The organism is Vibrio sp. YYF0003 (genome assembly GCF_036350715.1).
GTDB classification, from domain to species: domain Bacteria; phylum Pseudomonadota; class Gammaproteobacteria; order Enterobacterales; family Vibrionaceae; genus Vibrio; species Vibrio natriegens.
The window spans coordinates 1,467,936-1,491,396 of the sequence record NZ_JAZDWA010000001.1; the positions used below are offsets into that span (position 1 = coordinate 1,467,936).

Below are 23,461 nucleotides of genomic sequence, written 5' to 3' on the forward strand. Positions count from 1 at the left end.
AAGAGCCAGAACGCAGATTCTGGCTCCTCTTTTTACTATCGACCGTACGTTTCTACGATGTAACGTTCAAAATCGTCACACATTTGCTCGTCGGATGTGGTATTGCTTGCGAGTTCCTTACTGCCGTCGACGACTTTAATTGTCGCGTTCAGCGATGCTACGGGAGCTCGTTCACGCGTGGCAAGTGAGTTGATTTTCTGCTGCTGAACTTCCCACGCTTGCTCTGCTGACAGGTTACATACGTCGGCAAGATACTTGGCGTTGAATCCTTCACCTGTCAGGCTAACAATCGTTTCGTTGTGCGACAAATTGTTGCCTGCGTGCCAGTAATGCTGCGCTAGTAGTGGACCGATTTCTGGGTTGTCGGTTAGGTAGCCAAATTTATCCAGGAAGTAAGCTCGGGTCTGATACACCGCCATATGTGCGAGCAGATAACCTTGATAAGCACAAGCGGCTTCGTCAGAGAGCAGGTGCGGAATTGCCATGAGTGGGCGAGGGCTGCATTCCAACCCAAGAATCTGCTTCTCACAATCACGTGCAAGCTTGGTGATGCGCTCTGGCGTTAACTCTTCATCGCTGAGTTGATATAGCGCACGCTCAAAATATGGCACAACTAAGATACTGCGTTCTTCGTAGGCTTTGAATGGCTGACGGCTGTTGATCATCGCTTGAATGATCTCATCAGGAACGGGGTTACCTTCATCATCCAGTGCGTACTGTTTTAGCCAGTCTGCATCGGTCAGCAGGCTGTCACAGAACATTGATTGTGTTTCTGCATACGCCATGGACGTCGGTGCAAACTCCTGTGAAAAACAAGGAGCATTCATTTTAACGTTGGCAAAGTGCGCGGCGTGGCCGCCTTCATGGAATAACGTATTAATGCCATCGTAGCCGCTGCCTACTTGGTCTGGTTTAGCATTACTGGTGAAGTTGACCTGCGCAGCAACCCATTCACCTTGGTTGTAAAAAGAAGGAATAGGGCCGTGGCAGAATCCGTTCGGGTATTTACCTTTGCGATCCAGTAAATCCAGAGTCAGTGTTGCGCCTGAGTAATCAATGTTCAGACGGCCAAACGACTCTACCCAGCGTCGCAGAGATTTCGAGAACGGTACGTATGGGTCTAGGTCACGCATGACGTCACCTGCGAATGAATAGATAAAGTTGTGGCCTGTCAGCGCACTTTGACCTTTCTCTTTCGCCAGGTTTTCTAAACTATTCAGGTGCGCATCTCGAGTACGCTGTTCGAAATCTTCCAGAATCTCGAACAGCTGCTCAGAGGTCATCTTCTCGGTTTTTTGTACTGAGTAATCAAAGAAAGTTGCATAACCCAATGAACGAGCGAATTGATTACGCAGTTTGATCAACTCAATAAAGCCATTTTCCAGCAACCATTGCTCAAGGTTCAGCAGTGCCTGATGCGCAGATTGGCGCACTTCTTCATGATTATTGGTTCGAATGGTCGAGCTCAATACCGGAAGCGAACCTTCGGTTTGTTTGCCATTTTCATCGGTAAACGTTTGGACATGGTTCTGTTTTTTTTCAAAAAGCTCGGCTTCAAAGGCAATCAATTGATTTTTTAATTCTTGCGCTTTTTCACCTTCGATTGCATGTGATTCAAACATCGCCAGCCAGCCTGACAAACCCGTGATGGTTTGCTGCTTTTCTTGCGGGTCAGAAATGGAGTCAGCGGCTTCAAGCTGTTGTTTGATTGCGGTAATTTGTTCCGCGTTGCTCAAAAAGCTTGTCCATGCTGTTTGTGCTTGCGTCGAACCGTCATGGTCATCGCTGATCCCCATGTAAGTTTCCCAAAAGAAATCTTCCTTGGTGCGGTGAATCGCGAGGTAGCGCTGATTGAGGTCGTTGAGGTAATGCGTTGCGGTCATTTTGATCCTTCAAATGGTTGCGTTATGTAGACGGTTGATTATGGCACGCTTGGGAGCAAGAAAGGAGTGTGCACTTTATTTACTGCTTTTGCTGTTCGTAAACGTGGTTTTACTATTCGTTTACATTTTAATGGGTTAGTGGCTGGTTTGTTTCTAAGCGAGCCTGAAAATTAAACCTGGTTGGTTAAAGCGTAGGCGATTGTTTGCCTCAGTCTCGTCGTTGATCACGGCATTTAGCATCAAAGCCATACACAGATAGTTTTTGCATATATAGTTTATGCATTCTCTTTCAGCAACGATAAAAATTAAAATGACAAAGAAAACAATTACAACGTTACTGACACTAGGTTTGATGTTGACAGGGTGCTTGTCGGTTACATCGCCACAAAAGGATTCCGTGAATAGTATCCAAGAGAAATGTGCACTTATTCTCAGTAGCCATATGTCCGAGGATCAGCGCTGGGCGGTCTACAATGACTTGCTGCAGGAGTACGCAATACATGCGTTACACAATCAGGATGACGGTGACCGATTCAATGCGTTTATCCAGTTTGTGCAATCGGATGAAACCAGACAATTAATGACGGAGTTGATTGAGGTGACCGATTGGGGATGCGCCAATGGTAACTATCTCGAAGAGATGACGATGTTTATCGAAGAAGTGACAAAATAAACCGAGCGTAGGCCGCTCGGTTTTGTGTCTGTTATTCAGCAGGAGTTAAAACCACAATCGGCTGTGTGATTACTCTTCAGGGTATTCCCCCATGCCTTGAGTTTTACCTTCTGCTTTCCAATGCTCACCTGGGTCAAACGCTTCATCACATAAGTCAACGGTATAGCCCATTTCGGTAATTTCTTTCAATGTTAGGTTGTCAGCGATTTTTGCAACTTCGCCGGCCTTATTGTGTAATTCCATGGTTGTTCTCCCTTACTTCCGTTTTTCGCCAAGTGACTTCAACGTGCTGCTCCAAGTACATCGAAGTGCCTTTGGTTTAAGTATATATGCCAGACGTGATAATGACGTATAAAACCCTATTTTTAATAAGTCTAATAAAGCGCTGGTAAGAGCTACTCGTCTAATTTGTATTAACGTCATGGTGATATTGGACAGTTTGTGATTTATTGGATTGTTCATTGTTTAGGAAGGAAACGTTATGGTGATTCTGGATCATGTGCTCGCACAGGAGATCGTCGACAGAACCATGTCTATTATTGGTCACAATGTTAATGTGATGAACTCATCTGGCATCATTATAGGCAGCGGTGATGCCAAGCGAATTGGGCAGGTGCATGACGGGGCGGTGCTTGCGATAAGTCACGGGGAATCCTTAGAATTAACCCAACAGCAATGTTCCACTTTGCAGGGCGTGAAACCGGGTATCAATATGCTGCTCAAACTTCATGGTGAAGTGGTAGGCACGGTAGGTGTTACTGGAGAGCCAGACACCATCCGCGATTTTGCGAGTTTGGTTAAAATGACAGCTGAGCTCACCATTGAACAAGCCGCATTGGTCGAAAAGTTTCAGTGGGATAGGCGTCATCGAGAGGAGTTTATTCTGTCTTGGATCAAGGGCAGTTTAACCGACGAAGAGCTTAAAGATTGGGCAATGCGACTGTCGATTGATATTACTCAGCCCAGAGTCGCGACGGTAATTGAAGTTTCGACTTCATCAGCCTCGAAAAGCATGAAAAGTGTGCGAAATATTGTTGAGCTGTTGGAATATCCAGAACGAAATAACCTTGTCGCCATTGTCTCTGTAAACGAAATTGTCGTTCTTAAGCCGTGTCAAAGTATCAAACAGTGGAACAGCCAAATAGAAAGCGAACGGATTGATAAATTGATGTCTCGCTTAAGTGACCATGACTCACATACCTTTCATATTGCTCTTGGTCAGGTATTTAGCGATCCCAAAGATGTGGCGTTATCGTATCAAAGTGCTAAGCAAGTATTAGCCGTTGGGAAGCAGTTTTACCCAGAGCGACGTAAATACTTATTTGATGATTTACGCTTGCCGGTGTTGTTGGCTCCATTGGCGGATATTTGGCAGGGTGAACAAATTATTGATAGTGTGAACCAGTTGAAGGGTAAAGATAAATCTGGTCAGCTGCTGAAAACACTGGATGTATTATTCGAATGCGACGGGAACGTGAAAGAGTGCGCTAATGCTATGTTTATTCATAGAAATACACTTAGGTATCGTTTGGATAAGATCACGGAAATTACCGGTTTATCCACTACAGATTTTGTGGGTTTAGCTGAGCTATATATTGCGACCCGGCTCTCAAAAATGACCTAATATTGTGCATTGGCCCAATAACGGCCAATTTTCTATTCCGATCATTTGTCACTCGGCCTAAAGGAATTTGATCGCAATCAATTGATAATTCTAATGTCCCTACATATTGAGTGAGCGAGTCGTTTGACTCAGCTCGATACAATAAAAATAAATGGAGTTATCATGAACCTTATATTAATCCTGCTCGGGGTGATCGCGTTTATCGTGCTTACCACCACCAAATTTAAGTTACATCCCTTCCTGGCTTTAATAATCGCGGCGTTTCTTGCTGCGTTTGCATATGGCTTACCTGCCGATAGCATCGCTAAAACCATCGCTTCTGGCTTTGGCGGTATCCTTGGATACATCGGTTTAGTTATCGTCCTAGGTACCATCATCGGTGTTATCCTGGAAAAAAGTGGCGCAGCGATAACCATGGCGGATACTGTGATTAAAGTGCTGGGTGAGCGTTTTCCAACCCTCACGATGAGTATTATCGGTTACATCGTTTCTGTGCCAGTATTCTGTGATTCTGGCTTCGTTATTCTTAACTCTTTGAAAGAGTCACTGGCCAAGCGACTCAAAACGTCAAGTGTGGCGATGAGTGTGGCACTAGCAACAGGTTTATACGCGACACACACCTTTGTACCGCCAACTCCGGGCCCTATTGCAGCAGCAGGTAACCTTGGTTTGGAATCTAACCTTGGTTTGGTTATTGGCGTGGGTATCTTTGTAGCGGCGGTCGCAGCGTTAGCAGGTATGTTATGGGCAAACCGATTCAAACATGTTGAGCCTGATGGCCTTGAAGCAGAAGAAATTCAACATGACTGGAAAGCTCTGAAAGCCTCTTACGGCAAACTTCCGACCGCAAGCCAAGCATTTGCTCCAATTTTTGTTCCAATCTTACTGATCTGTTTTGGCTCCATTGCAAAATTCCCAAGCTTGCCGTTAGGTGAGGGTATGCTGTTTGATGTACTGACTTTCCTAGGCCAACCTTTGACGGCATTGGTCATTGGCTTGTTCCTTTCAGTTCGCCTATTAAAATCAGACCGTAAGATTGAAGAGTTTGGTGAGCGCATTAGCCAAGGCATCACGGCGGCAGCGCCTATTCTATTGATTACTGGTGCTGGTGGTGCATTTGGAGCAGTGCTAAAAGCGACGCCGCTTGGTGATTACCTTGGTACGACATTATCAGCGTTAGGTGTTGGTATCTTTATGCCGTTTATTGTTGCCGCAGCTTTAAAGTCAGCGCAAGGTTCTTCAACCGTTGCTTTGGTGACTACCTCTGCTTTGGTAGCGCCAATGCTTACGCAGCTTGGTTTGGATTCAGAAATGGGGCGCGTGCTGACTGTAATGGCAATTGGTGCGGGTGCGATGACGGTTTCACATGCAAACGATAGTTTCTTCTGGGTTGTTTCTCAGTTTAGCCGAATGTCAGTCGGTTTGGCGTATCGAGCGCAAACCATGGCAACTCTAATTCAAGGTGTTACTGCAATGGCGTTGGTATACATTTTGAGTCTCGTTCTCTTATAAGTCTCAGGAAATAGATATGAAAGTGGTAATTGCACCTGATTCATTTAAAGAAAGCTTAACCGCCAAGCAAGTTAGCGAAGCGATAAAGGCAGGTCTTGCTCGTGTTTGGCATAATGCTGAGTTTGTTACGGTCCCCGTTGCCGATGGTGGCGAAGGTACTGTCCAGTCCTTGATTGATGCAACTCAAGGTCAGCAAGTATTCACTACTGTTTTTGACCCTTTAAATAAAGAGGTTCAGGCGTTTTACGGCATTCTCGGTGATGGTGAAACTGCCGTGATTGAGATGGCAGAAGCCAGTGGCTTGCATCTTGTTCCTGCGGAAGATCGTGATCCTAAACTGACCAGCAGTTTTGGTACTGGTCAGTTGATTAAACATGCTTTAGATCGTGGTATGCAACGTTTAATCATTGGTTTGGGCGGGAGTGCAACCAATGACGGTGGTGTCGGTATGTTGGCTGCGTTGGGTGTTAAATTTCTTGATGAATCGGGGAAGGCAATTGCCACAAACGGTGGTGGCTTAATTAATCTCGCTTCCATCGATACGTCAGGCCTCGACGTCCGTTTAGCACAATGTGAAATACTCGTAGCATGTGACGTGGATAACCCTCTTTGTGGTGAAAAAGGTGCTTCGGCAACTTTTGGGCCTCAGAAAGGAGCGACAACCACTGATATCTCTGTGCTGGATAATGCATTGCGTAAATTTGGTGAGTTGACAGAACAAGTCACAGGTAAGCATGTACTCACCCGAGAAGGTGCAGGTGCTGCGGGTGGCATGGGGGCTGCACTGCTAGGTTACACACCTGCTCGTTTACAACCGGGCATTGAAATTGTATTAGAGACGGTCAAACTCGCGGATCATGTTGCCGATGCTGATATTGTTTTTACCGGAGAAGGAAGAATTGACCATCAAACGGCTCACGGGAAAACTCCGATGGGGGTCGCGAAAGTGGCGAAGCAATTTAACCTACCAGTAATAGCGTTGGCTGGCTGTGTGGGCGACAACTATCAAGCCGTTTATCAATGCGGTATTGATGCGGTATTTCCTTGTGTGCCAAGAGCCATGAGTTTAGCGGATGCGATGACAGAAGCGGAAACTAACGTGGCTAATTTGGCCGAGAACGTCGCACGGTTATGGACAAAGAAATGATTTAGATCTGTCTGAGACAAAAAGATAAAACTCCACGTCATGTGGAGTTTTTTGTTGATATGGTGAACGATGGTACTTAGTCTGAAACCAGCTCTGACAAACAGCGGATTTGCTGCTCAATGGGTTGACCCGGAGCGGAGTCACCAGCAGCGTTAAACCATATAGCATTTAATCCCGCTTCGATCGCTGGGTAGATATCTTTGTTTGGTATGTCACCAATCATGGTCAACTCTTTTTCTTTAACACCCAGGATTTTCGCCACCGCTTGGTAAAATTCGGCACGATTCTTTTTAATGCCGACATTGGCAAAGCAAAAATAACCGTTGATGTACTGGTCTAAATCAACTCGCTGGAACGCCCGCTGGACATCTTCCGTTACTGAATCTGACGCACTGGTTGCGATGTAAATCTGATGATTTTGCGAGAGCGCAGCCAAAACCTCTTTGGCCTGAGGGATCGCTTCGACAGTGTTCCAGTCACACATTTTCCCCTTTGCGTGAGGGAAGTCGACCATTAATGTGTTGCCCCAATCGAATAGATAAATCATGTTTGAATTTTCCCTCTTTCACTCTATTAACGTTCTTATATTTCCAGAGCGTAGATTTTGTCTGCGAAACGAATACCACCTATTTCATAAGCCTCTGGGATGACTTTCACTAAGACAAAGCCGCATTTTTCCAACACACGTTCAGAGGCGATATTCCCCTCAGTCACCGTGGCAGAAAATACATTGATCTGATGTTGCGTATGTGCCCAGCTTATTACGGTTTCGAGAGTTTCGGTACCTAATTGCTTGCCATGAAACTCTGGCAGAAGCAAATAGCCGACTTCTGCAGCTCCGTTATGAACAACAAACCCGGTGATACCTATCGGTTGTTCGGTTAAGGAATCTTTTATCACCAAGCAAAGCCAGTGTTTGCTCTTCGGTGTCCAGGTTGATAAGCGCGATGCGAACTTTTCTCTTAACTGTTCCTCGTTGGGTGCATCGAAACAGAGAGAGATGATATCCCTTTCAGTATGAAGACGATGAAATAGTGCCCAGTCGTTTTCCCCGATAGGTGTCATTATTGTTCTGGGAGTGGATAAGTGAATGGACATACGCTTCCTATCTGCATGAGGCTCAACAGACAGTTTCTCACCTTTTTTATACATTGTTCAATTGGTTGCATCTATAAAAGGCATTTATTTTGCGAGTGACGAATTATTCAAATTATTAATGCTGAAACTTTATTTATGGGATCAATGTGGCGATATTTCATTCTTGAGATACAGAAATCAGTAGCGTATGACGTGGATCATGTGCCACCTACCCACAAAGTATTAGTTTACAACCTACAATTACAATTTGTGAGCAAGTGTTGCGAGTTATTACAATGAAAAAACGAACTATTATTTTGTTATTAGCGGTTGGGATAGGGGTTGGTTGGCTAACCCTCGGGGGATCGGCTGCGGTGATGCATTACACTTCATCTACGGAGTTTTGTGTCTCGTGTCATACCATGGAAACACCTTATAAAGAGTATCAAGGGTCTGTTCACTTTAGTAACGCAAAAGGCATTCGCGCAGAATGTTCTGACTGTCACATCCCTCATGAACCTGTCGACTATTTGATTACGAAAATTCGTGCATCGAAGGATATTTACCACGAGTTCATCACAGGCAAAATAGATACGCCTGAAAAATACGAAGCGCACCGGAAAGAATTGGCTGAAATGGTTTGGGAGCAGTTCCGCGAAAATGATTCTGCAACCTGTCGTTCGTGTCACGACTTTGATGCGATGGAACCGTTTGAGCAATCACGTGATGCTGTAAAAATGCACGAGTACGGAATTGCAAACAATCAGACCTGTATTGATTGTCACAAAGGTGTGGCTCACTTCGCACCAGAGGCCGAACTCGACAGTAAAGCGTTTGAAACACTCATGAGCTTTACTACTCAAACTTCTCCGGGAGCAGAAGTGGTTTACCCAGTCACAGCTATCGATATGGGTGAGTTGGGTACTATTAATCCAACAACGAAGTTAGACGTTGTCAGTACGGAAGGTGATGCTCGCACGGTTAAACTGAACGCTTACCAAATGAAAGGGGCTGAACAAGTGCTCTACATGGGTGAAGGTCAACGTGCAATTGTCGCCACACTGACAGAGCAAGGTCAGCAAGCGCTTGAAGGTGGCGAGTTTGCTGCTGATGTATACGGTAACGAATGGCGCTCTGTTTCTCTAACTGGCACGATTGATTCTCCAGTCGTAGATACGCTAGAGCCAGTATGGTCATACGCAGAAGAGTTGGACAATGTTTACTGTGCAACTTGTCATGCGAAGATTCCTTCAAATCACTTCACGGTGAACGCATGGGGACCAGTCGCGAAGAGTATGGGTGATCGCACGGATATTACCGCCGAAAACCTAGAAATTCTGACGAAGTTCTTCCAGCACCACGCGAAAGATGTGGTTGGTCACTAACGATAAATAGAAGGAAAAGATTATGACTAATATGACCCGCCGCGGATTTCTAAAAGGCTCTGGTATGGCGGCCGGTGCGATGGCATTCACTTCATTTTCACCGTTGTCCGTTGCCTCTTCGGATGCGCGTGGTAAAGGCATCTTAACGGCTGGCCGCATGGGCCCGATGCTGTGTGAAGTGAAAGATGGCAAACTGATTTCTACAACGAATGCGCTGCCTCAGACGGTACCAAACAGCCTGCAAAGCACTGGGCCAGACCAAGTGCATACTAAGGCTCGAGTTAAATACCCAATGGTGCGAAAAGGCTACCTGGCAAACCCATCCTCACCCGAAGGCCTTCGAGGCAGTGATGAATTTGAACGCGTTTCCTGGGATGAGGCTTACAAGCTGATTCATGAGCAACACATGCGTATTCGTAAAACCTATGGTCCAGCTTCTGTTTTCGCCGGCTCGTATGGTTGGCGTTCTAGCGGCGTGCTGCACAAAGCGCAGACCCTGCTGCAACGCTACATGAGTATGGCGGGCGGTTATTCTGGTCACCTAGGCGATTACTCTACGGGGGCCGCTCAGATCATCATGCCGCACGTTGTCGGTTCGATTGAAGTCTATGAGCAACAAACCACTTACCCTGTTGTTCTTGAGCACAGTGACGTGGTGGTACTTTGGGGTTTAAACCCAATCAACACCCTAAAGATTGCGTGGAGCTCAACTGATTGCGCGGGTCTTGAGTTTTTCCATCAACTGAAAAAATCGGGCAAGACGGTGATTGCGATTGACCCGATTCGTTCTGAAACCATCGAATTCTTTGGTGATAATGCCGAGTGGATTGCGCCGCATCCAATGACTGACGTAGCGATGATGATGGGTATTGCGCACACTTTAGTCAAACAAGGTAAGCATGACAAAGCTTTCCTCGAGAAGTACTCCACGGGTTACGATAAATTCGAAGCGTACTTATTTGGCGAAGAAGACGGGGTAGAGAAATCTGCCGAATGGGCGTCAAGTATCTGTGGTGTGCCTGTTAAGCAACTAGAGCTGTTGGCAGATATCTTCAGTAAAAACCGCACCATGTTAATGTCTGGCTGGGGCATGCAGCGTCAACAGTACGGTGAGCAACGTCACTGGATGCTGGTTACGCTGGCCTCTATGCTGGGTCAGATTGGCTTGCCGGGCGGTGGTTTCGGTCTCTCGTACCACTACTCTAATGGTGGCAACCCTGCCCGAGATGCGGGTGTACTTCCTGCAATTTCAGCATCGTTAGGTGGCGGTTCATCTGCGGGTAATGACTGGGCGGTGTCGGGGGCTGTACAAAGTTTCCCTGTGGCGCGAATTGTGGAAGCTCTGGAAAACCCAGGCAAAGCTTATCATCACAATGGTCACGAGCTGACGTTCCCTGATATCAAAATGATTTGGTGGGCTGGTGGCGCGAACTTTACTCATCACCAAGATACCAATCGTCTTATCAGAGCATGGCAAAAACCTGAACTGATCGTGATTTCAGAACCTTACTGGACAGCTGCTGCGAAGCATGCCGATATCGTTCTGCCAATCACCACGTCGTTTGAACGTAACGATATGACCATGACGGGTGACTACAGTAACCAGCACTTGGTTCCAATGAAGCAGGTGGTTGAGCCTCAGGGAGAAGCGCGTAACGACTTCGATGTTTTTGCTGATATGGCGGAGATGATCGCTCCGGGTGGGCGTGATGTTTACACCGAAGGCAAAACGGAAATGGAATGGCTGTACGGGTTTTACAAAGTGGCGCAACAAGGTGGTCGTGGTTCTCGCGTAGCAATGCCGAACTTCAGTAAATTCTGGGAAGATAACCAGCTGATCGAGATGAAATGGAACGAGAAAAACGCTCAGTTTGTCCGCTATGCTGACTTCCGTGAAGATCCTGTTTTGAACCCTCTTGGTACGCCTAGTGGCAAAATTGAAATCTACTCGAAGACAATTGAAGGTTATCAGCTAGAAGATTGTTTGCCGCACCCTGCTTGGTTCGAACCAACAGAATATACGGGTAATGCGCAAGATGGTGAGTTGCAGCTCATGACAGCACACGCAGCCCATCGTCTTCACAGCCAGTTTAACTATGCGAAAATCCGCGAAGAGTACGCGATTGCGAACCGTGAACCGATTTGGATTCACCCGGATGATGCGAAGCCTCGCGGGATTAAAACGGGTGATCTTGTGCGTGCTTTTAATGGCCGAGGTCAGGTGTTAGTCGGCGCAGAAGTGACGGATCGCATCAAGCAAGGTTCGGTATGTATTCACGAAGGTGGCTGGCCAGATCTGGATCCAAATACCGGGATTTGTAAGAACGGTGGCTGTAATGTGCTGACACTGGATATTCCGACCTCCAGACTCGGCAATGGCTGCGCGGCAAACTCGGCACTGGTCCGTATCGAAAAATATACCGGTCCAGAGTTAGAACTCACCGCGTTTGAACCACCTAAAAATGGGTAGCAACAAGTAGCATTTGAAAGCAAGAAGCCAGCAATTCGCTGGCTTCTTTTTTATCTAAAATTCGTTCGTATTAGCGCGGCGCCAAAGCAACAAACGGCATCTTTTTAGTGACCTGAAATGTCGGCAGAAGTGTAAATATCAAGGCGACAAATACCACTGAACCTATCAAATCTTCAGGGCGATGCATGCCTAACCACAAACGGCTGTACGCGACACTGATTCCCCAAAACCAAAGAGCAAAAGCGGAGAAGTAACATTGCTGTTGCAGCATTAAGCCACCAAAGAAGGCCAGACAAATTGCGACGAAAATCGTGTGTCCAGAAGGAAAAGAGTAGTCTTTTTCTCCTTGCCAATGGCGGGTTCTCCAATCGCTGACTTGGTTTGAGACGTGTTCAATCGCGCTCGATTGTTGTTCTGTTGTTAGCTGATAAAAAGACTCTGGTGTGTCTATAAGCTGTTCGGCAACCAGAAGTTCGGTATATGGGCGTGGGCTTTCTGTCATCAGTTTTAAGCCTGCTTTACAGACAAAACCAATCACTAACAGTAAGCCAAGCATAGACAGCTTCTGCATCCACTCTTTATAGCTGGGTTTAAATCGATAGAGAGACAGAATCAACAAGATAAGAGTGATAAGAAACCCCTTACTGCCAGCGGAGTCTGTTAATAAAGTGAAGGTGATACCGAGTCCGTCCGATACTGGAGAGGAGAGATTCTGATATGAAGAGGAGAGTGACAATGGGATGATGCCAAGAACAAACAAGGCGAGCATCATCAATCCGTATTTTTTTGTTTTCATTAAGAACTTTTACAACCGGGAATATAGACAGTTATCTTACGCCACTGGGCGTGAAAAACTTATCAAAGATGTGTCAAATCGCAAAAGTAGAGTGAAATTGGTTTGAAGAAACTCATTACCTCATTTGTTCTTGGTATATCAGGCCATTAGGCTAAGTAAGTACTCGCAAGCCAGTTTAGGGTCGTCGGCATGACAGATAGCCGATACCAGAGCCAAACCGTGTACACCTGTTGCGCTTAGCGCTGGGATAGTGGATTCGTTAATCCCGCCAATCGCGACGATCGGCAGAGATGTGGTATTGAGTGCCATTTTTAAACCATCTATACCCCAGTGTTTTTGGGTGTTGGTTTTTGTCGGTGTCGCATAGATGGCACTTAAGCCTATGTAATCGATTGGTAGGGCGTCGACTTCCGCGAGTTGTTGCTCATCCTCAATGGATAAACCGAGGATTTTATTTGGACCAATCAGTTCGCGTGCGATATGAGCAGGCATGTCCGATTGACCGAGGTGCACGCCGTCAGCATCGACTGCAAGTGCAACATCAACTCGGTCATTGATTATCAAAGGTACGTTAGTATTTTTGAGGATATCTTTTACCGCTTGAGCCCGTTCGATGAAAGCACGTACGTCACCATGTTTCTCACGAACTTGCACCATGGTCACGCCACCTTCCACTGCTTTACTGACCACATGCTTGAGCGTGGCAAGATCTTGTTGGTCATCGGTGACCAAATACAAACGATAGGCGTTCATTTTGTTTCCTTTATGCCTCCAACTCTTCGTTATGAGCCGGAGGCATTGATGTTAAGTTACTAGTCTTGAATGACGGTAAGCTTGAGTCGTTTTGCCAGTGTTTGTTCATCAAGCTGATACAACTCGTCAAGCAAGGTTAATTGTAAGCTGCCCGGACCGCGCGCTTGTTCGGCGGCGATTTCACCCGCTACGCCAAGTACGGCAGCTGCCGCCAAACCTGTTTCATCGCCTACAGCGGCAAACGCACCAGTGAGTGCGGAAAGCGTACAACCCATTCCCGTTACGTATGGCATCATTTCGTGGCCATTGCCGAGTGTTACGGTCTGCGATTTCGTCACGACGTAATCCGTCTCGCCAGAAATCACCACGTTTGCGCCATACTCTGCAACGAGGAACTGCGCAGCGCCTAATGCTGCATCGCTGCTATCCAGAGAATCGACACCTTTGCTCTGAGATTGTTCGCCAGCCAGAGCAATGATTTCTGAAGCGTTACCACGAATGATAAGTTTGTCTGCAAGACGCGCTATCTGACGAGATGTTTCTGTTCGCAGTGTGCTTGCGCCGCAGCCTACAGGATCGAGGACGACAACTTTACCATTAGCATTGGCTTGCTCTACCGCAAAGATCATACGAGGTGTCCACTCGCTGTCGAGCGTGCCAATGTTGATCACCAGCGCGCCAGCAAATGACATCATTTCTGCCATCTCTTGTTTGGAGTGCGCCATGATTGGAGAGGCACCAATTGCCAGCAGAGCGTTCGCCGTGTTGTTCATTACAACGTAGTTAGTGATATTCACAACCAACGGCTTTTGTTGACGTACAGCGGTTAATGCTTGAGTGATATTTTCAATTAACATGGGCGTCTCCAATTAATCTTGCTGAGCATTTAAGCCTTGTTGCCAGAAAGCGACTTCCATACGCGTTGCCGTTTTGAATACCTGAATCAGGTTCTGGCCGCGCTGGCTATTGATATCGATTTCAGCCAATAGCTCGTTAAAGTGCGCTGCGCCCTCCGCAACACCTGACTGGAATTCTTCACCGCCATAGAGGGTGATCCAGCTAGCGTACGGGTTACCTTCAATGATGGTGTTTTCATCTTCCATCAACATTTTGCCAATAACCGCGTAGCCGATAGAGCAAGGCGCTAATGCCGCATACAGGTCAACCAAATCCCCCGTCATACCTGCATCTAACACATAGCGTGTGTAGGCTACGGTGCCGAAATCTTCCGGTTCGTTTTCCAGATCGGATTCAGTCAAGCCCCATTGACCACAGTAAGTAACATGGTGAGCGATTTCTGAATCCAACAACGCATGAACGCTTGGCAGTGCGCGACGCATGTCATACAAAGTTCGTGCTTTATAAATCGCTAATGCGTAAGCGCGCGCGTATTGCTTGAGAAATAAAAAGTCCTGTTTCAAATAATGCAGAAAACAAGGTTGAGCAAGCGTACCGTTCGCCAGTTGCTGAACGAAAAGGTGCTCGGTGTATTCCTGCCAGTCTTGACGGCAAGCGTCGATCAAATCTTGGTATTTCATAATGGGATAACCTCAGAGTTAGTCAAAGCTAGGCACGTAATCTTTTGCTTTTGGTAGCGTTTCGATGATTTTTTGTGAGTACATGAACTCGGCGTAATCGTCGTAGCGTTTTAGATCAACTGCGGATGGGCGAAGCGCGAAACGAGTCAAAGTGTCATTCCAGGCGCGTTGGTTCAGTTCATTGTTCAGCGTGTCTGGGGAGTAAGCAACAAACTCTTTCCAAGATTGTTTTGGATGGTTCACGATGTAAGTAGTGGCTTGCTCAAGCGCTTTGTTGAAGGCTTTGATGGCCTCTTTGTCGTATGTATTTGCATTCGCGACAAACACAAGTTCGTCATATGCTGGCACGCCGTGTTCTTCCGGGAAGAAGGCTTTAGCTTGGTAACCCTCTAACGCAAGCTGGTTAGTTTCGAAGTTACGTAGTCCACCCCAAATCGCATCCACTTTACCTGAAGCCAGAGAGGAAGATAGCGCCCAGCCAACGTTGATGATTTGTACGTCAGAAAACTTCACATTCTCTTGTGCCAACATTGTGCCGATGGTTGCTTCTTCATTCCCCGCGATAGCAATACCGATCTTCTTGCCTTTTAGATCGGCGAGGCTGTCGTTTTTACCGTTGTCCAGCACCATCATGGTATTCAGTGGTGTTGCGATTAACGTAGCAGAGCGGATAAGTGGCAGGCCTGCGGCAACATCAATCGTCAGACTTGGTTGGTATGAAATCGCCATATCCACTTTGCCTGCGGCAACCAGTTTAGGTGGCGTGCTTGGGTCGGCAGGTTCTTGAATGTTGATCTTCAAGCCTTGCTCTTTAAAGTAACCACGCTCTTTCGCAATAACGATAGGGCCGTGGTTCGGATTCACGAACCAATCCAACATCAAAGTCAGCTCTTTTTCGGCCGCCAGTGCGTTAGTTGAAACAATTGAAGCAAGCAGAGCTGCAGCGCTAATAAGTTTGTTTTTATTCACGGGTAATCTTCCTTTTAGGTGATCTCTATTTGTTTTATCTATTTGCTTTCCCAAGGGATGGCTTTTTTCAATAATTTGTCAGTGATGAAGTAGAGTGCGATGGACAGCACGGCGAGGATAAACAGTGCGGCAAACATTTCGTCGATGATCATGCGTGCGTTGGCTTGTAACATGAGATAACCCAAGCCTTCACTTGAACCGACCCACTCACCGACGACCGCTCCAATTGGGGCGATAACGACTGCGACACGAATGCCTGAAGCCAATGTTGGCAGTGCCGCGGGCAATTGAATGTGACGCAGCAGTTGCCATTTAGAAGCGCCCATCGTTTTCGCCAAATCCAGGTATCCGGTTGGGGTATTGCGTAAACCGTCGTAACAACAAGTCGTAACAGGGAAAAAGATGATGATCGCTGCCATCACGACTTTTGATGCGATGCCGTAGCCAAGCCAAAGCATCAGAACAGGTGCAATGGCAAATACCGGAATCGCCTGGCTAGCAATCAGAATCGGTAGCAGCCAGCGTTTTAGTGGTTCGAACAGCAACATTTGCAGCGCAAACAGCAAACCCATCGACAAACCGAGTCCAAGACCAAGCAGGATTTCCTGTGCCGTGACCCAGGTGTGTGCGAGCAACACGTCATAGCGGGAGATCAATCTATTCAGCACATCAACAGGCGCAGGCAAAATGAAGCTGGGCATATTGAACGCCACGACAATCAGTTGCCACAGGCTTAAAATGACCGCAGTGCTGATCACCAAGCGCAGAGCTGGATGGGTGACTCGTTCTTTTTTGCTGATACGTTCTGAGACGGAGTTGTATTGAGTCATATCACTCATAATCTTTCTCCAACTGATCCAAGATCGCTTGTTGCAAGGAGGCACATTCGCCATCAAGCACGCGAGGAGGCATCGTATCTGGCACCAGCAGATGTTTAGCTTGTGCAGGTGTGCCTTGCAGTACATACAACTGATTGGCAAGACGAACGGCTTCTTGCGGATCGTGAGTAATCAGCACGACCGTTTTTCCTTTGAGCAGCGTGGCCGATAAGGTTTGCAGCTTATGACGAGTAACGGCATCGAGTGCAGAGAAAGGCTCGTCCATCAAGACCACAGGTTTGTCCTGCATCAGTGTACGAGCAAGAGCAACACGCTGGCGCATACCTCCGGAAAGTTGCGTTGGCTTAGCGTAGGCGTAGTCAGCTAATCCAACTTGTTCGAGCAATTGAATCGCTCGCTGTTTCTCACCTGCGGAATTTGAGTTGGCGTGAGAAAAGCGAGAACTCAAACAAACGTTGTCCAGCACGTTGAGCCAAGGCAGTAACAAATCCTGTTGAGCCATGTAAGCGATACGCTCGTGCAAAGCTATTCCGTCAGTGGTCGTCAGTTCACCTTGCCATTTCACCTGTTCATCAAGTAAGCCAGCGAGATAGCGCAAAATGGTGGTTTTACCGCAGCCGCTTCGCCCCAGTAAAACCGTCCACTTACCTGCAGGAATGGTCATGTTCACTCCTGCCAGCGTGGGTGCCTGGCTGTCGTTGTATTGCAGACTAGCGTGACTAAACTGAATACCAATCGCGTTAGCGCACATACGTGTGGCCTGCGAAGAAGTGGTGGACCGGACCGTGACCTTTACCGACTTCCAGCTCATCGGCATGGGCAATCGCTTGAGAGATGTACTGTTTACCTAAGTGCACGGCTTTGTGTAGGTTATTGCCTTGTCCAAGGTAAGACGCAATAGCAGAAGAAAGCGTACATCCCGTACCGTGTGTATTCTTGGTTGGGAAGCGCTTCGCGCTAATGAGCTCTGAAGAGTCTTGCATGATCAGTAGGTCGCTACTGTTTTCACCTTTCTCCAAGTGACCGCCTTTCAACAAGACTGCTTTTGCGCCGAGTTCACGGAGATCCGCAATCATCTCATTCATTTCAGCTTCGGATTGCGGTGCTGCTTTTCCGGTTAACGCTGCGCCTTCAGGAAGATTAGGGGTGATGATGTCTGCGAGAGGGATGAGTTCTTCTTTTAACGTGCTTATCGCAGAGTGTTCCAGCAATAAATCACCGCTGGTGGCGACCATTACCGGGTCAATGACCAGATGTTTCGGTTGGTATTGTTTAATTTTGTTAGCCACCACTTTGATGATGTTGGCATCGGCCAGCATGCCGACTTTAACGGCCACGATATTAAGGTCAGTGAATACCGCATCGAGTTGGCTTTCAACGTGCTCAAGTGGAATAGGAAAAATGGCTGAGACGCCTTGAGTATTTTGCGAGGTAATTGCAGTAATGACAGAGCATGCAAAACTGCCCGTTGCAGACATGGCTTTAATGTCTGCCTGAATACCAGCGCCGCCACCGCTATCTGATCCAGCGATCGTCAAAACGATTGGGGTTGCTGCAGATGGCGTCTTGTGGGGATTAGGCTGTGATTGCTGCGTCATGGTCGCTCCTATTACAAGACGTATAGGAACTGACTTTGACCACGGTAGGCAGATCGATTTTCGTATCCGCTGCAGCGTGCCTAGTAAATTAGGCGAAAGGCAAAGTGCTCATAGTTCCCTACGTCAGTGCTAACTGAATCAGGTTCAACGGGTCTCGAATTTCGATCTCAGCCAACGCGTAATACGTGGCCCCCCGACTATTTCGTTTTGATGATAGCAGGACACTTACTTGAGGGATACGTTTTTTAAGTGTTCATTTGTGTGTTGTGAGTGATAGAGTAGCCTTTATATGTTTTGTAGCGCGGAATTGACCAGTGCAACTCTCTGGTTTATGTGCAGAAACTGGAATATTTAATAAACAATCGTGGTCTCACTTAGCAAGGATTAGCACAAAACAAGGTTAATAAACTGTTAAAATTTAACGTGTTGCCAATTTAACTTTACTGAATTAACAGTAAGTTATTTAGGAAGGCTAAGACGATCATCAAGCAAGGAGACTTCATGCTTAATTCTGTAACAGCGAAGTCAGTGATCGATCATGCTCTATTTCTAGGAGCTGATTTCGCTGAGCTATTCGTTGAACATCATCAAACTAACACCGTCCAGATCGCATCTGGTGAGGTGGATAAGGTCAATTCCGGTATTGATTTTGGTATCGGTATTCGCCTCTTCTTCGGTCACAAAGTGCTTTATGGGTACACCAACAGCACAGACGAAGCAGAACTCAAACGCGTCACCTCGTTGCTGGCTGCGAAAGACAAACGTGAGCAAATCGCATCTGCGGGTTCTCTTAATTTGAATCGCTACCCAGTTCAGCACGGTTGTCGTTTGCCACTGAGCAAAGACGCCAATCTGGATTCTAAAATCGCGTTCCTTTTAAAAGTTGACCAAGCGGCACGAGCGGAAAGTGAATACATCAGCCAGTTTATTGGTAGTGTGCTACAGCGAGAGCAGCAGGTATCTATCTTCAACTCGGAAGGTTTACACGTTGATGATACGCGTCATTACATTCGCGTCGCAGGTAACACCGTTGCTCAAAAAGGCAATGAGCAATCTTCTGGCATGGAAGGTCCTGGTGCACTGGCTGGCTGGGAGTTCAGTGAGCAGTTAGATGCCAAGGAACTGGGTCAGACTATCGCTCAGCAAGCTTTGGTTAAGCTTGGAGCGGATGCCTGTCCATCAGGTGAAATGCCAGTGGTTATCGGCAATGGTTTTGGTGGTGTTATCTTCCACGAAGCCTGTGGTCACTTGCTTGAAACAACATCGGTCGCGAAGAAAGCATCCGTATTCCATGACAAGATGGGCGAAATGATTGCTCACACGGCCGTGAACGCAGTCGATGATGGCACCATGACCAACGAGTGGGGCTCAATTCATGTCGATGACGAAGGGTTGCCTACTCAGCGCACTCAACTTATCAAAGACGGTAAGTTAACCAGTTTTATGGTCGACAAAATGGGCGGCATGAAAACGGGTTATGAGCCAACCGGTTCAGGTCGTCGCCAAAACTACAAGTTCGCTCCAACTTCTCGTATGCGTAATACCTTTATTGAAGAAGGTGAGCATTCACTGGACGATATGCTGGCAGGTGTTGAGCGTGGTATTTACGCCAAGAAAATGGGCGGCGGCTCTGTTCAGCCAGGTACGGGCGAGTTCAACTTTGCAGTACGTGAAGCTTATCTGATCGAAAACGGCAAAATCACTAAACCACTCAAAGCGGCAACGCTGATCAGTACTGGCCCTAAAGTTCTGAAAGAAATCAGCATGGTTGGCAAGGACATGGCGCTTGCTCCGGGTATGTGTGGTTCTGTGAGTGGCGCTGTACCAACAACCGTCGGTCAGCCTTCGCTGAAAGTCGACAATATTCTGGTAGGAGGTGGTAACTAATGAGCCAAGAACAACAACTTCTTAATGCCGTTGATTACGTCCTGTCAGAAGCTAAACGCCAAGGCGCAGAAGCGGATGTGATTGTTAACCGCAACAGCAGCTTCTCTTTGAAAGCGAACCAAGGCAAGCTGGATGAATACAAAGTAAGCTCGAGCCAGGTACTCGGTGTTCGAGTGGTAAAAGACGCACGAGTAGCGACCAGTTATTCTGAGTCATTAGAACAGCCAAGCCTAGATTTGATGCTGACTAATGCGTTGCAGAGTGCTCGCTTCTCCAAGCAAGATGAACATCAAACGATCAGCTGTGTAGACAGCCAGATCACGACGGATGTTGCGGAAATTGCGCAGGAAGACACCACGTCTGTTGATGAAAAAATCGAGCTTTCTCTTGCGCTTGAGCAAGGTGTGGTCAGCTTACCTCATGCTTCAAGCTCGCCATACAACGGCTATAGCGATGGTGAAACTCAACTGATCATTGCTAATACGCAAGGTACTCTGTGTCAGCACTTCGAGCGCTCTTTCAACTGTTACGCCTACACGCTTTTTGAAAAAGACGGTAAGCAGTCGATGGCGGGTAAGATGTCGGTAGGGCGTCGTTTCGACGAGTTGAACTCGGCTTTCTGTATTGAAGAGGGTTACAACTTAGCCCGTGACTTGCTTGATGGCGGTCCGGTTAAAACTGGCAACTATCCAGCTATCTTCCATATCGATGCACTAAGCAGTTTGTTTGGTGCATTCGGCAGTGCTTTCTCTGGTGTAAGCGCAGTGAAAGGGATTACACCATTGGGTAACAAGCTTGGTCAAAGCGTTGCAAGTGAATTGATCACCCTGACTGACACCGCATACATGGCAAATGGTATGGCGATTTGTGGTTTCGATAGTGAAGGCTTTGCAACGCAGGACAACGTGTTAATTGAGAATGGTCAGCTCAATACGTTATTGCACAACAGTCACACTGCAAGCTACTTAGGTGCCGTTTCAACCGCGAGTGCTGCTCGAGGAGCGAAATCAAGCCTAGATGTTGCTGCTAACCACAAAGTGATTGCTACGGGCAAGAGCAGTGTTGCGGAAGTTAAAGCGGGTGAGTACCTTGAACTAGTAGAACTGCAGGGTGTTCATTCTGGTGCCGATGCTGTCAGCGGTGATTTCTCGTTTGGTGCTAGCGGGTTCTTATGCCGAGATGGTCAACGAGTTCAGCCAGTGCGTGGTATTACTGTTGCGGGTAACTTCTACAAAATGCTGCAAGAAGTGGACGCGGTTGGAGATACTCAGCTAATCAATGACAGCCGAACTTTCTTTGCACCAGATGTGCGTTTTGCACGTTTGAGCATTGGTGGTAAATAAGGCCACCACCAGAAATTGAGAAACAAAAAGAGGACTCCATGGAGTCCTCTTTCGTTCTTTAACCATCTGTCAGTGACACTATTCGTAAGCGAAGAACTAGAATTCGCGAATGTCCAATTCATTGTGAATCAGTACTACACACTGAGAAGCAAACAACATCTTAGGACCAAGGCTGATCTTTTCTGTCCCAAGGCGTTTCAAACTGTTGAATGACTTCTTCGGCATTGGAATGTGATCAGTTAGCAAGAAACAAGGGTTTGCCCCAATTTCTGCATCACGAACGAAATCGCCTTTCTTATCCAGCATATATAGCTGATGGTCCTCAGCAAGTTCTTGAACCAAACGCTCGAAACTAATGGTACGAACCGTAATACCTGGCTCAACGTCACGCAGCTGCTCTTTGCCCATACCAACCGATGCATCCAAAGCGCGAGCTACAGCAGCGATCAACGTCGACTCGTGGAATCCACCAATATTAGTAATATCATTAGATCGAATCGTAATCGTGCGGGAGTAATCTTTGGTGCTCTCAAGAACCAGGTACACAACTACGTCTTCACGATGTGACTGTGCAACAAACATAGTGTTCATCATAGTGTGAGCAAGGATCTCAGTGTGTGCTTCCTGACCGACACCTTCGCGTAGTGCTTTGCTGGTGGTTGGTGCAGCACGAGCTCGTAAAACAAAAGAGCGCATGAATTTAGCCTCTATATATGAAGAGTGAATGCGCGGAGTATATACCCAGACGACGCTTTGATGCGAGAATTATGAACTTACTTACAAAGCTACGATTGTGGTGCCGATTCTCGCCGCTACAATAGGGGTAACCCTTTAGGAGTGGTATATGGAAATTAAAAAAATCAATAAAGAAGTCTATAAAAAGAAAGTAAACCTGGTGATTGGCGGCTTTGTTGTATTGCTTGCTGTCTCTTCATTAGCCTTCAGTACGCTACTCATTAGTCTTTTTGGCAATACCAACATTCAACCGGAACAATCTACAGGTAACTTTCATTGGAATTTGATTGGCGTACTTCTGTCTCTCGCGACGTCCCTCTCTTTGCTAAACCAATTTAAAACTCACCCTTACATGCGAGAAGTTCTGTACGTTTGGAAGCTTAAGCAAATACACAACAAGATTTACCGTAAGCTAAAAAATATCAAAGCTGCTGCAAGTACGGATGATTTGAAAGCGCTGACCATTCTCAAGTTCTACTACACCACGCAAAGACAAGTATTCGAGTTAGACAACAACACGCTCACCATGAGTAGCGTAACTAAAGAATTAGAAACCATAGAAGAGATCGAAGTGAGCAAATCGCTTTCACTTGATATTACAAGCTTTGAAGAGTCTTGGTTGGATACATTCTGATTGCCTATTTGCTACCTGGTATTAACAAATGAGTACTAAAAATAAGCGTTTGAGTGAGATTTCATCACTCAGCGCTTTTTTTTGAATTTTTTCTTCAAAAAGGGTTGCCAAGAAAAATCATCTCCCTATAATGCGCCTCCGTTGTCAGGGCAAAGCGGAAACGCAAAAGCAGTTGGCAACAAGGCGAATTAAAAGCTTCTAAAAATTAATTTAAAAAGTGTTTGACACCAAGAATTAGTTCATTAGAATACGCCTCCGCTTTGAGAGAAAAGTTTCTCGAAAAGCAAGCTCTTTAACAATATAGACCTATCAATCTGTGTGGGCACTCGTTGATGATAATCCAATTAGAAATTTCTCTTAATAAAGAGCGGTTTCAAATTAGGTTTCAATGATACGAAGTGACCATTCGAATTGGGAAGCAGCCTTGAGCTGTTTTGTTTTACTTTTTCAAAAGTGAAAACCAATAAGAGCACAGTCAATTCAAACATTACGTTATGTAATGTTCAGTATTCATTGAGCCGACAAAATCTTAAATTGAAGAGTTTGATCATGGCTCAGATTGAACGCTGGCGGCAGGCCTAACACATGCAAGTCGAGC

Annotated in this window: 22 protein-coding genes, 1 rRNA gene and 1 riboswitch; of the genes, 10 read left to right on the forward strand and 13 right to left on the reverse strand. The window is 46.6% G+C overall.

From position 1 onward, the window contains the following. Positions 1–35: 35 nt before the first annotated feature. On the reverse strand, positions 36–1,883 hold the full coding sequence (locus V1U08_RS06395; protein WP_243977419.1) for a M3 family metallopeptidase: 1,848 nt from the start codon (positions 1,881–1,883) through the stop codon (positions 36–38). A gap of 310 nt (positions 1,884–2,193) precedes the next feature. Here V1U08_RS06395 and V1U08_RS06400 point away from each other — a divergent pair, with 310 nt between their 5' ends. Beyond that, on the forward strand, positions 2,194–2,556 hold the full coding sequence (locus V1U08_RS06400) for a hypothetical protein (protein ID WP_330470209.1): 363 nt from the start codon (positions 2,194–2,196) through the stop codon (positions 2,554–2,556). Positions 2,557–2,625: 69 nt separating this feature from the next. On the opposite strand, the gene V1U08_RS06405 is transcribed toward V1U08_RS06400, so the two are convergent. Beyond that, positions 2,626–2,799: a hypothetical protein gene (locus V1U08_RS06405; protein ID WP_014233493.1), complete on the reverse strand. Its 174-nt coding sequence runs from the start codon at positions 2,797–2,799 to the stop codon at positions 2,626–2,628. Between the two features lie 238 nt (positions 2,800–3,037). Between V1U08_RS06405 and V1U08_RS06410 the strand changes: the two genes are divergently transcribed. The 3 genes from V1U08_RS06410 to V1U08_RS06420 all read left to right on the forward strand — a co-directional run bounded on the left by V1U08_RS06410 (position 3,038) and on the right by V1U08_RS06420 (position 6,839). Continuing rightward, entirely contained in the window at positions 3,038–4,180 is a 1,143-nt protein-coding gene (locus tag V1U08_RS06410; protein WP_330470210.1) for a sugar diacid recognition domain-containing protein, read from the forward strand. Between the two features lie 162 nt (positions 4,181–4,342). Beyond that, the gene (locus V1U08_RS06415; RefSeq protein ID WP_065300651.1) at positions 4,343–5,692 is read left to right on the forward strand and encodes a GntP family permease; all 1,350 of its coding nucleotides are present in this window, start codon (positions 4,343–4,345) and stop codon (positions 5,690–5,692) included. A 16-nt stretch (positions 5,693–5,708) separates the two neighbouring features. After that, positions 5,709–6,839: a glycerate kinase gene (locus V1U08_RS06420; protein ID WP_330470211.1), complete on the forward strand. Its 1,131-nt coding sequence runs from the start codon at positions 5,709–5,711 to the stop codon at positions 6,837–6,839. Positions 6,840–6,915: 76 nt separating this feature from the next. Here V1U08_RS06420 and V1U08_RS06425 read toward each other — a convergent pair whose 3' ends face one another. Both V1U08_RS06425 and V1U08_RS06430 read right to left on the reverse strand, forming a co-directional pair. Beyond that, positions 6,916–7,386 carry an HAD family hydrolase gene (locus tag V1U08_RS06425; protein WP_268668576.1) on the reverse strand — a complete coding sequence of 157 codons (471 nt, stop codon included), beginning with the start codon at positions 7,384–7,386 and terminating at the stop codon, positions 6,916–6,918. Positions 7,387–7,421: 35 nt separating this feature from the next. Next, positions 7,422–7,937: a GNAT family N-acetyltransferase gene (locus tag V1U08_RS06430; RefSeq protein WP_330470212.1), complete on the reverse strand. Its 516-nt coding sequence runs from the start codon at positions 7,935–7,937 to the stop codon at positions 7,422–7,424. Positions 7,938–8,206: 269 nt separating this feature from the next. Between V1U08_RS06430 and V1U08_RS06435 the strand changes: the two genes are divergently transcribed. Next, the gene (locus tag V1U08_RS06435) at positions 8,207–9,301 is read left to right on the forward strand and encodes a NapC/NirT family cytochrome c (protein ID WP_024372614.1); all 1,095 of its coding nucleotides are present in this window, start codon (positions 8,207–8,209) and stop codon (positions 9,299–9,301) included. Between the two features lie 22 nt (positions 9,302–9,323). After that, the gene (locus V1U08_RS06440; RefSeq protein ID WP_330470213.1) at positions 9,324–11,771 is read left to right on the forward strand and encodes a molybdopterin guanine dinucleotide-containing S/N-oxide reductase; all 2,448 of its coding nucleotides are present in this window, start codon (positions 9,324–9,326) and stop codon (positions 11,769–11,771) included. A 70-nt stretch (positions 11,772–11,841) separates the two neighbouring features. Here the strand turns inward: V1U08_RS06440 and V1U08_RS06445 are convergent, their stop codons facing one another. From V1U08_RS06445 to thiD, 8 genes are all read right to left on the reverse strand, one after another. After that, positions 11,842–12,567: a phosphatase PAP2 family protein gene (locus V1U08_RS06445; protein WP_330470214.1), complete on the reverse strand. Its 726-nt coding sequence runs from the start codon at positions 12,565–12,567 to the stop codon at positions 11,842–11,844. A 138-nt stretch (positions 12,568–12,705) separates the two neighbouring features. After that, positions 12,706–13,320, reverse strand: coding sequence for a thiamine phosphate synthase (gene thiE / locus V1U08_RS06450; protein ID WP_330470215.1), 615 nt, complete (start codon positions 13,318–13,320; stop codon positions 12,706–12,708). A 59-nt stretch (positions 13,321–13,379) separates the two neighbouring features. Further along, the gene (gene thiM / locus V1U08_RS06455; RefSeq protein WP_330470216.1) at positions 13,380–14,177 is read right to left on the reverse strand and encodes a hydroxyethylthiazole kinase; all 798 of its coding nucleotides are present in this window, start codon (positions 14,175–14,177) and stop codon (positions 13,380–13,382) included. 12 nt (positions 14,178–14,189) lie between these two features. Beyond that, positions 14,190–14,858, reverse strand: a complete 669-nt coding sequence (gene tenA / locus V1U08_RS06460; protein WP_014233504.1) for a thiaminase II — start codon at positions 14,856–14,858, stop codon at positions 14,190–14,192. Between the two features lie 18 nt (positions 14,859–14,876). Continuing rightward, positions 14,877–15,827, reverse strand: a complete 951-nt coding sequence (locus V1U08_RS06465) for an ABC transporter substrate-binding protein (protein WP_020335111.1) — start codon at positions 15,825–15,827, stop codon at positions 14,877–14,879. A 38-nt stretch (positions 15,828–15,865) separates the two neighbouring features. Beyond that, positions 15,866–16,666 carry an ABC transporter permease gene (locus tag V1U08_RS06470; RefSeq protein WP_239950676.1) on the reverse strand — a complete coding sequence of 267 codons (801 nt, stop codon included), beginning with the start codon at positions 16,664–16,666 and terminating at the stop codon, positions 15,866–15,868. Next, positions 16,659–17,417 (reverse strand): ABC transporter ATP-binding protein, encoded by a 759-nt coding sequence (locus V1U08_RS06475; RefSeq protein ID WP_239950674.1) that lies wholly within the window; start codon positions 17,415–17,417, stop codon positions 16,659–16,661. The genes V1U08_RS06470 and V1U08_RS06475 overlap by 8 nt, the downstream gene beginning before the upstream one ends. Then, the gene (gene thiD / locus V1U08_RS06480; protein ID WP_239950671.1) at positions 17,407–18,264 is read right to left on the reverse strand and encodes a bifunctional hydroxymethylpyrimidine kinase/phosphomethylpyrimidine kinase; all 858 of its coding nucleotides are present in this window, start codon (positions 18,262–18,264) and stop codon (positions 17,407–17,409) included. Before thiD ends, V1U08_RS06475 begins: the two co-directional genes overlap by 11 nt. Before the next feature lie 98 nt (positions 18,265–18,362). Further along, positions 18,363–18,470, reverse strand: a riboswitch (TPP riboswitch). Between the two features lie 295 nt (positions 18,471–18,765). On the opposite strand from thiD, the gene V1U08_RS06485 reads away from it, so the two are divergent. Both V1U08_RS06485 and V1U08_RS06490 read left to right on the forward strand, forming a co-directional pair. Continuing rightward, on the forward strand, positions 18,766–20,151 hold the full coding sequence (locus V1U08_RS06485) for a TldD/PmbA family protein (protein WP_014233509.1): 1,386 nt from the start codon (positions 18,766–18,768) through the stop codon (positions 20,149–20,151). Beyond that, positions 20,151–21,494, forward strand: coding sequence for a TldD/PmbA family protein (locus V1U08_RS06490; RefSeq protein WP_118120768.1), 1,344 nt, complete (start codon positions 20,151–20,153; stop codon positions 21,492–21,494). The genes V1U08_RS06485 and V1U08_RS06490 overlap by 1 nt, the downstream gene beginning before the upstream one ends. Positions 21,495–21,590: 96 nt before the next feature. Here the strand turns inward: V1U08_RS06490 and trmY are convergent, their stop codons facing one another. Then, positions 21,591–22,190: a tRNA (pseudouridine(54)-N(1))-methyltransferase TrmY gene (trmY, locus tag V1U08_RS06495; protein WP_330470217.1), complete on the reverse strand. Its 600-nt coding sequence runs from the start codon at positions 22,188–22,190 to the stop codon at positions 21,591–21,593. A gap of 148 nt (positions 22,191–22,338) precedes the next feature. Between trmY and V1U08_RS06500 the strand changes: the two genes are divergently transcribed. Further along, positions 22,339–22,863: a DUF3087 domain-containing protein gene (locus V1U08_RS06500; protein ID WP_020335119.1), complete on the forward strand. Its 525-nt coding sequence runs from the start codon at positions 22,339–22,341 to the stop codon at positions 22,861–22,863. A gap of 531 nt (positions 22,864–23,394) precedes the next feature. Further along, positions 23,395–23,461: ribosomal RNA gene (locus tag V1U08_RS06505) — 16S ribosomal RNA — on the forward strand; the annotation flags it as partial.

Bases quoted from the DNA above. Each gene is read 5' to 3' on its own strand.
- V1U08_RS06440 (WP_330470213.1), top strand. From the start codon at position 9,324: ATGACTAATATGACCCGCCGCGGATTTCTAAAAGGCTCTGGTATGGCG.
- V1U08_RS06395 (WP_243977419.1), bottom strand. From the start codon at position 1,883: ATGACCGCAACGCATTACCTCAACGACCTCAATCAGCGCTACCTCGCG.
- V1U08_RS06500 (WP_020335119.1), top strand. From the start codon at position 22,339: ATGGAAATTAAAAAAATCAATAAAGAAGTCTATAAAAAGAAAGTAAAC.
- V1U08_RS06470 (WP_239950676.1), bottom strand. From the start codon at position 16,666: ATGAGTGATATGACTCAATACAACTCCGTCTCAGAACGTATCAGCAAA.
- trmY (WP_330470217.1), bottom strand. From the start codon at position 22,190: ATGCGCTCTTTTGTTTTACGAGCTCGTGCTGCACCAACCACCAGCAAA.
- V1U08_RS06445 (WP_330470214.1), bottom strand. From the start codon at position 12,567: ATGAAAACAAAAAAATACGGATTGATGATGCTCGCCTTGTTTGTTCTT.
- V1U08_RS06415 (WP_065300651.1), top strand. From the start codon at position 4,343: ATGAACCTTATATTAATCCTGCTCGGGGTGATCGCGTTTATCGTGCTT.
- thiE (WP_330470215.1), bottom strand. From the start codon at position 13,320: ATGAACGCCTATCGTTTGTATTTGGTCACCGATGACCAACAAGATCTT.
- V1U08_RS06430 (WP_330470212.1), bottom strand. From the start codon at position 7,937: ATGTCCATTCACTTATCCACTCCCAGAACAATAATGACACCTATCGGG.
- thiM (WP_330470216.1), bottom strand. From the start codon at position 14,177: ATGTTAATTGAAAATATCACTCAAGCATTAACCGCTGTACGTCAACAA.
- V1U08_RS06475 (WP_239950674.1), bottom strand. From the start codon at position 17,417: ATGTGCGCTAACGCGATTGGTATTCAGTTTAGTCACGCTAGTCTGCAA.
- V1U08_RS06405 (WP_014233493.1), bottom strand. From the start codon at position 2,799: ATGGAATTACACAATAAGGCCGGCGAAGTTGCAAAAATCGCTGACAAC.
- V1U08_RS06485 (WP_014233509.1), top strand. From the start codon at position 18,766: ATGCTTAATTCTGTAACAGCGAAGTCAGTGATCGATCATGCTCTATTT.
- tenA (WP_014233504.1), bottom strand. From the start codon at position 14,858: ATGAAATACCAAGATTTGATCGACGCTTGCCGTCAAGACTGGCAGGAA.
- V1U08_RS06420 (WP_330470211.1), top strand. From the start codon at position 5,709: ATGAAAGTGGTAATTGCACCTGATTCATTTAAAGAAAGCTTAACCGCC.
- V1U08_RS06490 (WP_118120768.1), top strand. From the start codon at position 20,151: ATGAGCCAAGAACAACAACTTCTTAATGCCGTTGATTACGTCCTGTCA.
- V1U08_RS06410 (WP_330470210.1), top strand. From the start codon at position 3,038: ATGGTGATTCTGGATCATGTGCTCGCACAGGAGATCGTCGACAGAACC.
- V1U08_RS06400 (WP_330470209.1), top strand. From the start codon at position 2,194: ATGACAAAGAAAACAATTACAACGTTACTGACACTAGGTTTGATGTTG.
- V1U08_RS06425 (WP_268668576.1), bottom strand. From the start codon at position 7,386: ATGATTTATCTATTCGATTGGGGCAACACATTAATGGTCGACTTCCCT.
- thiD (WP_239950671.1), bottom strand. From the start codon at position 18,264: ATGACGCAGCAATCACAGCCTAATCCCCACAAGACGCCATCTGCAGCA.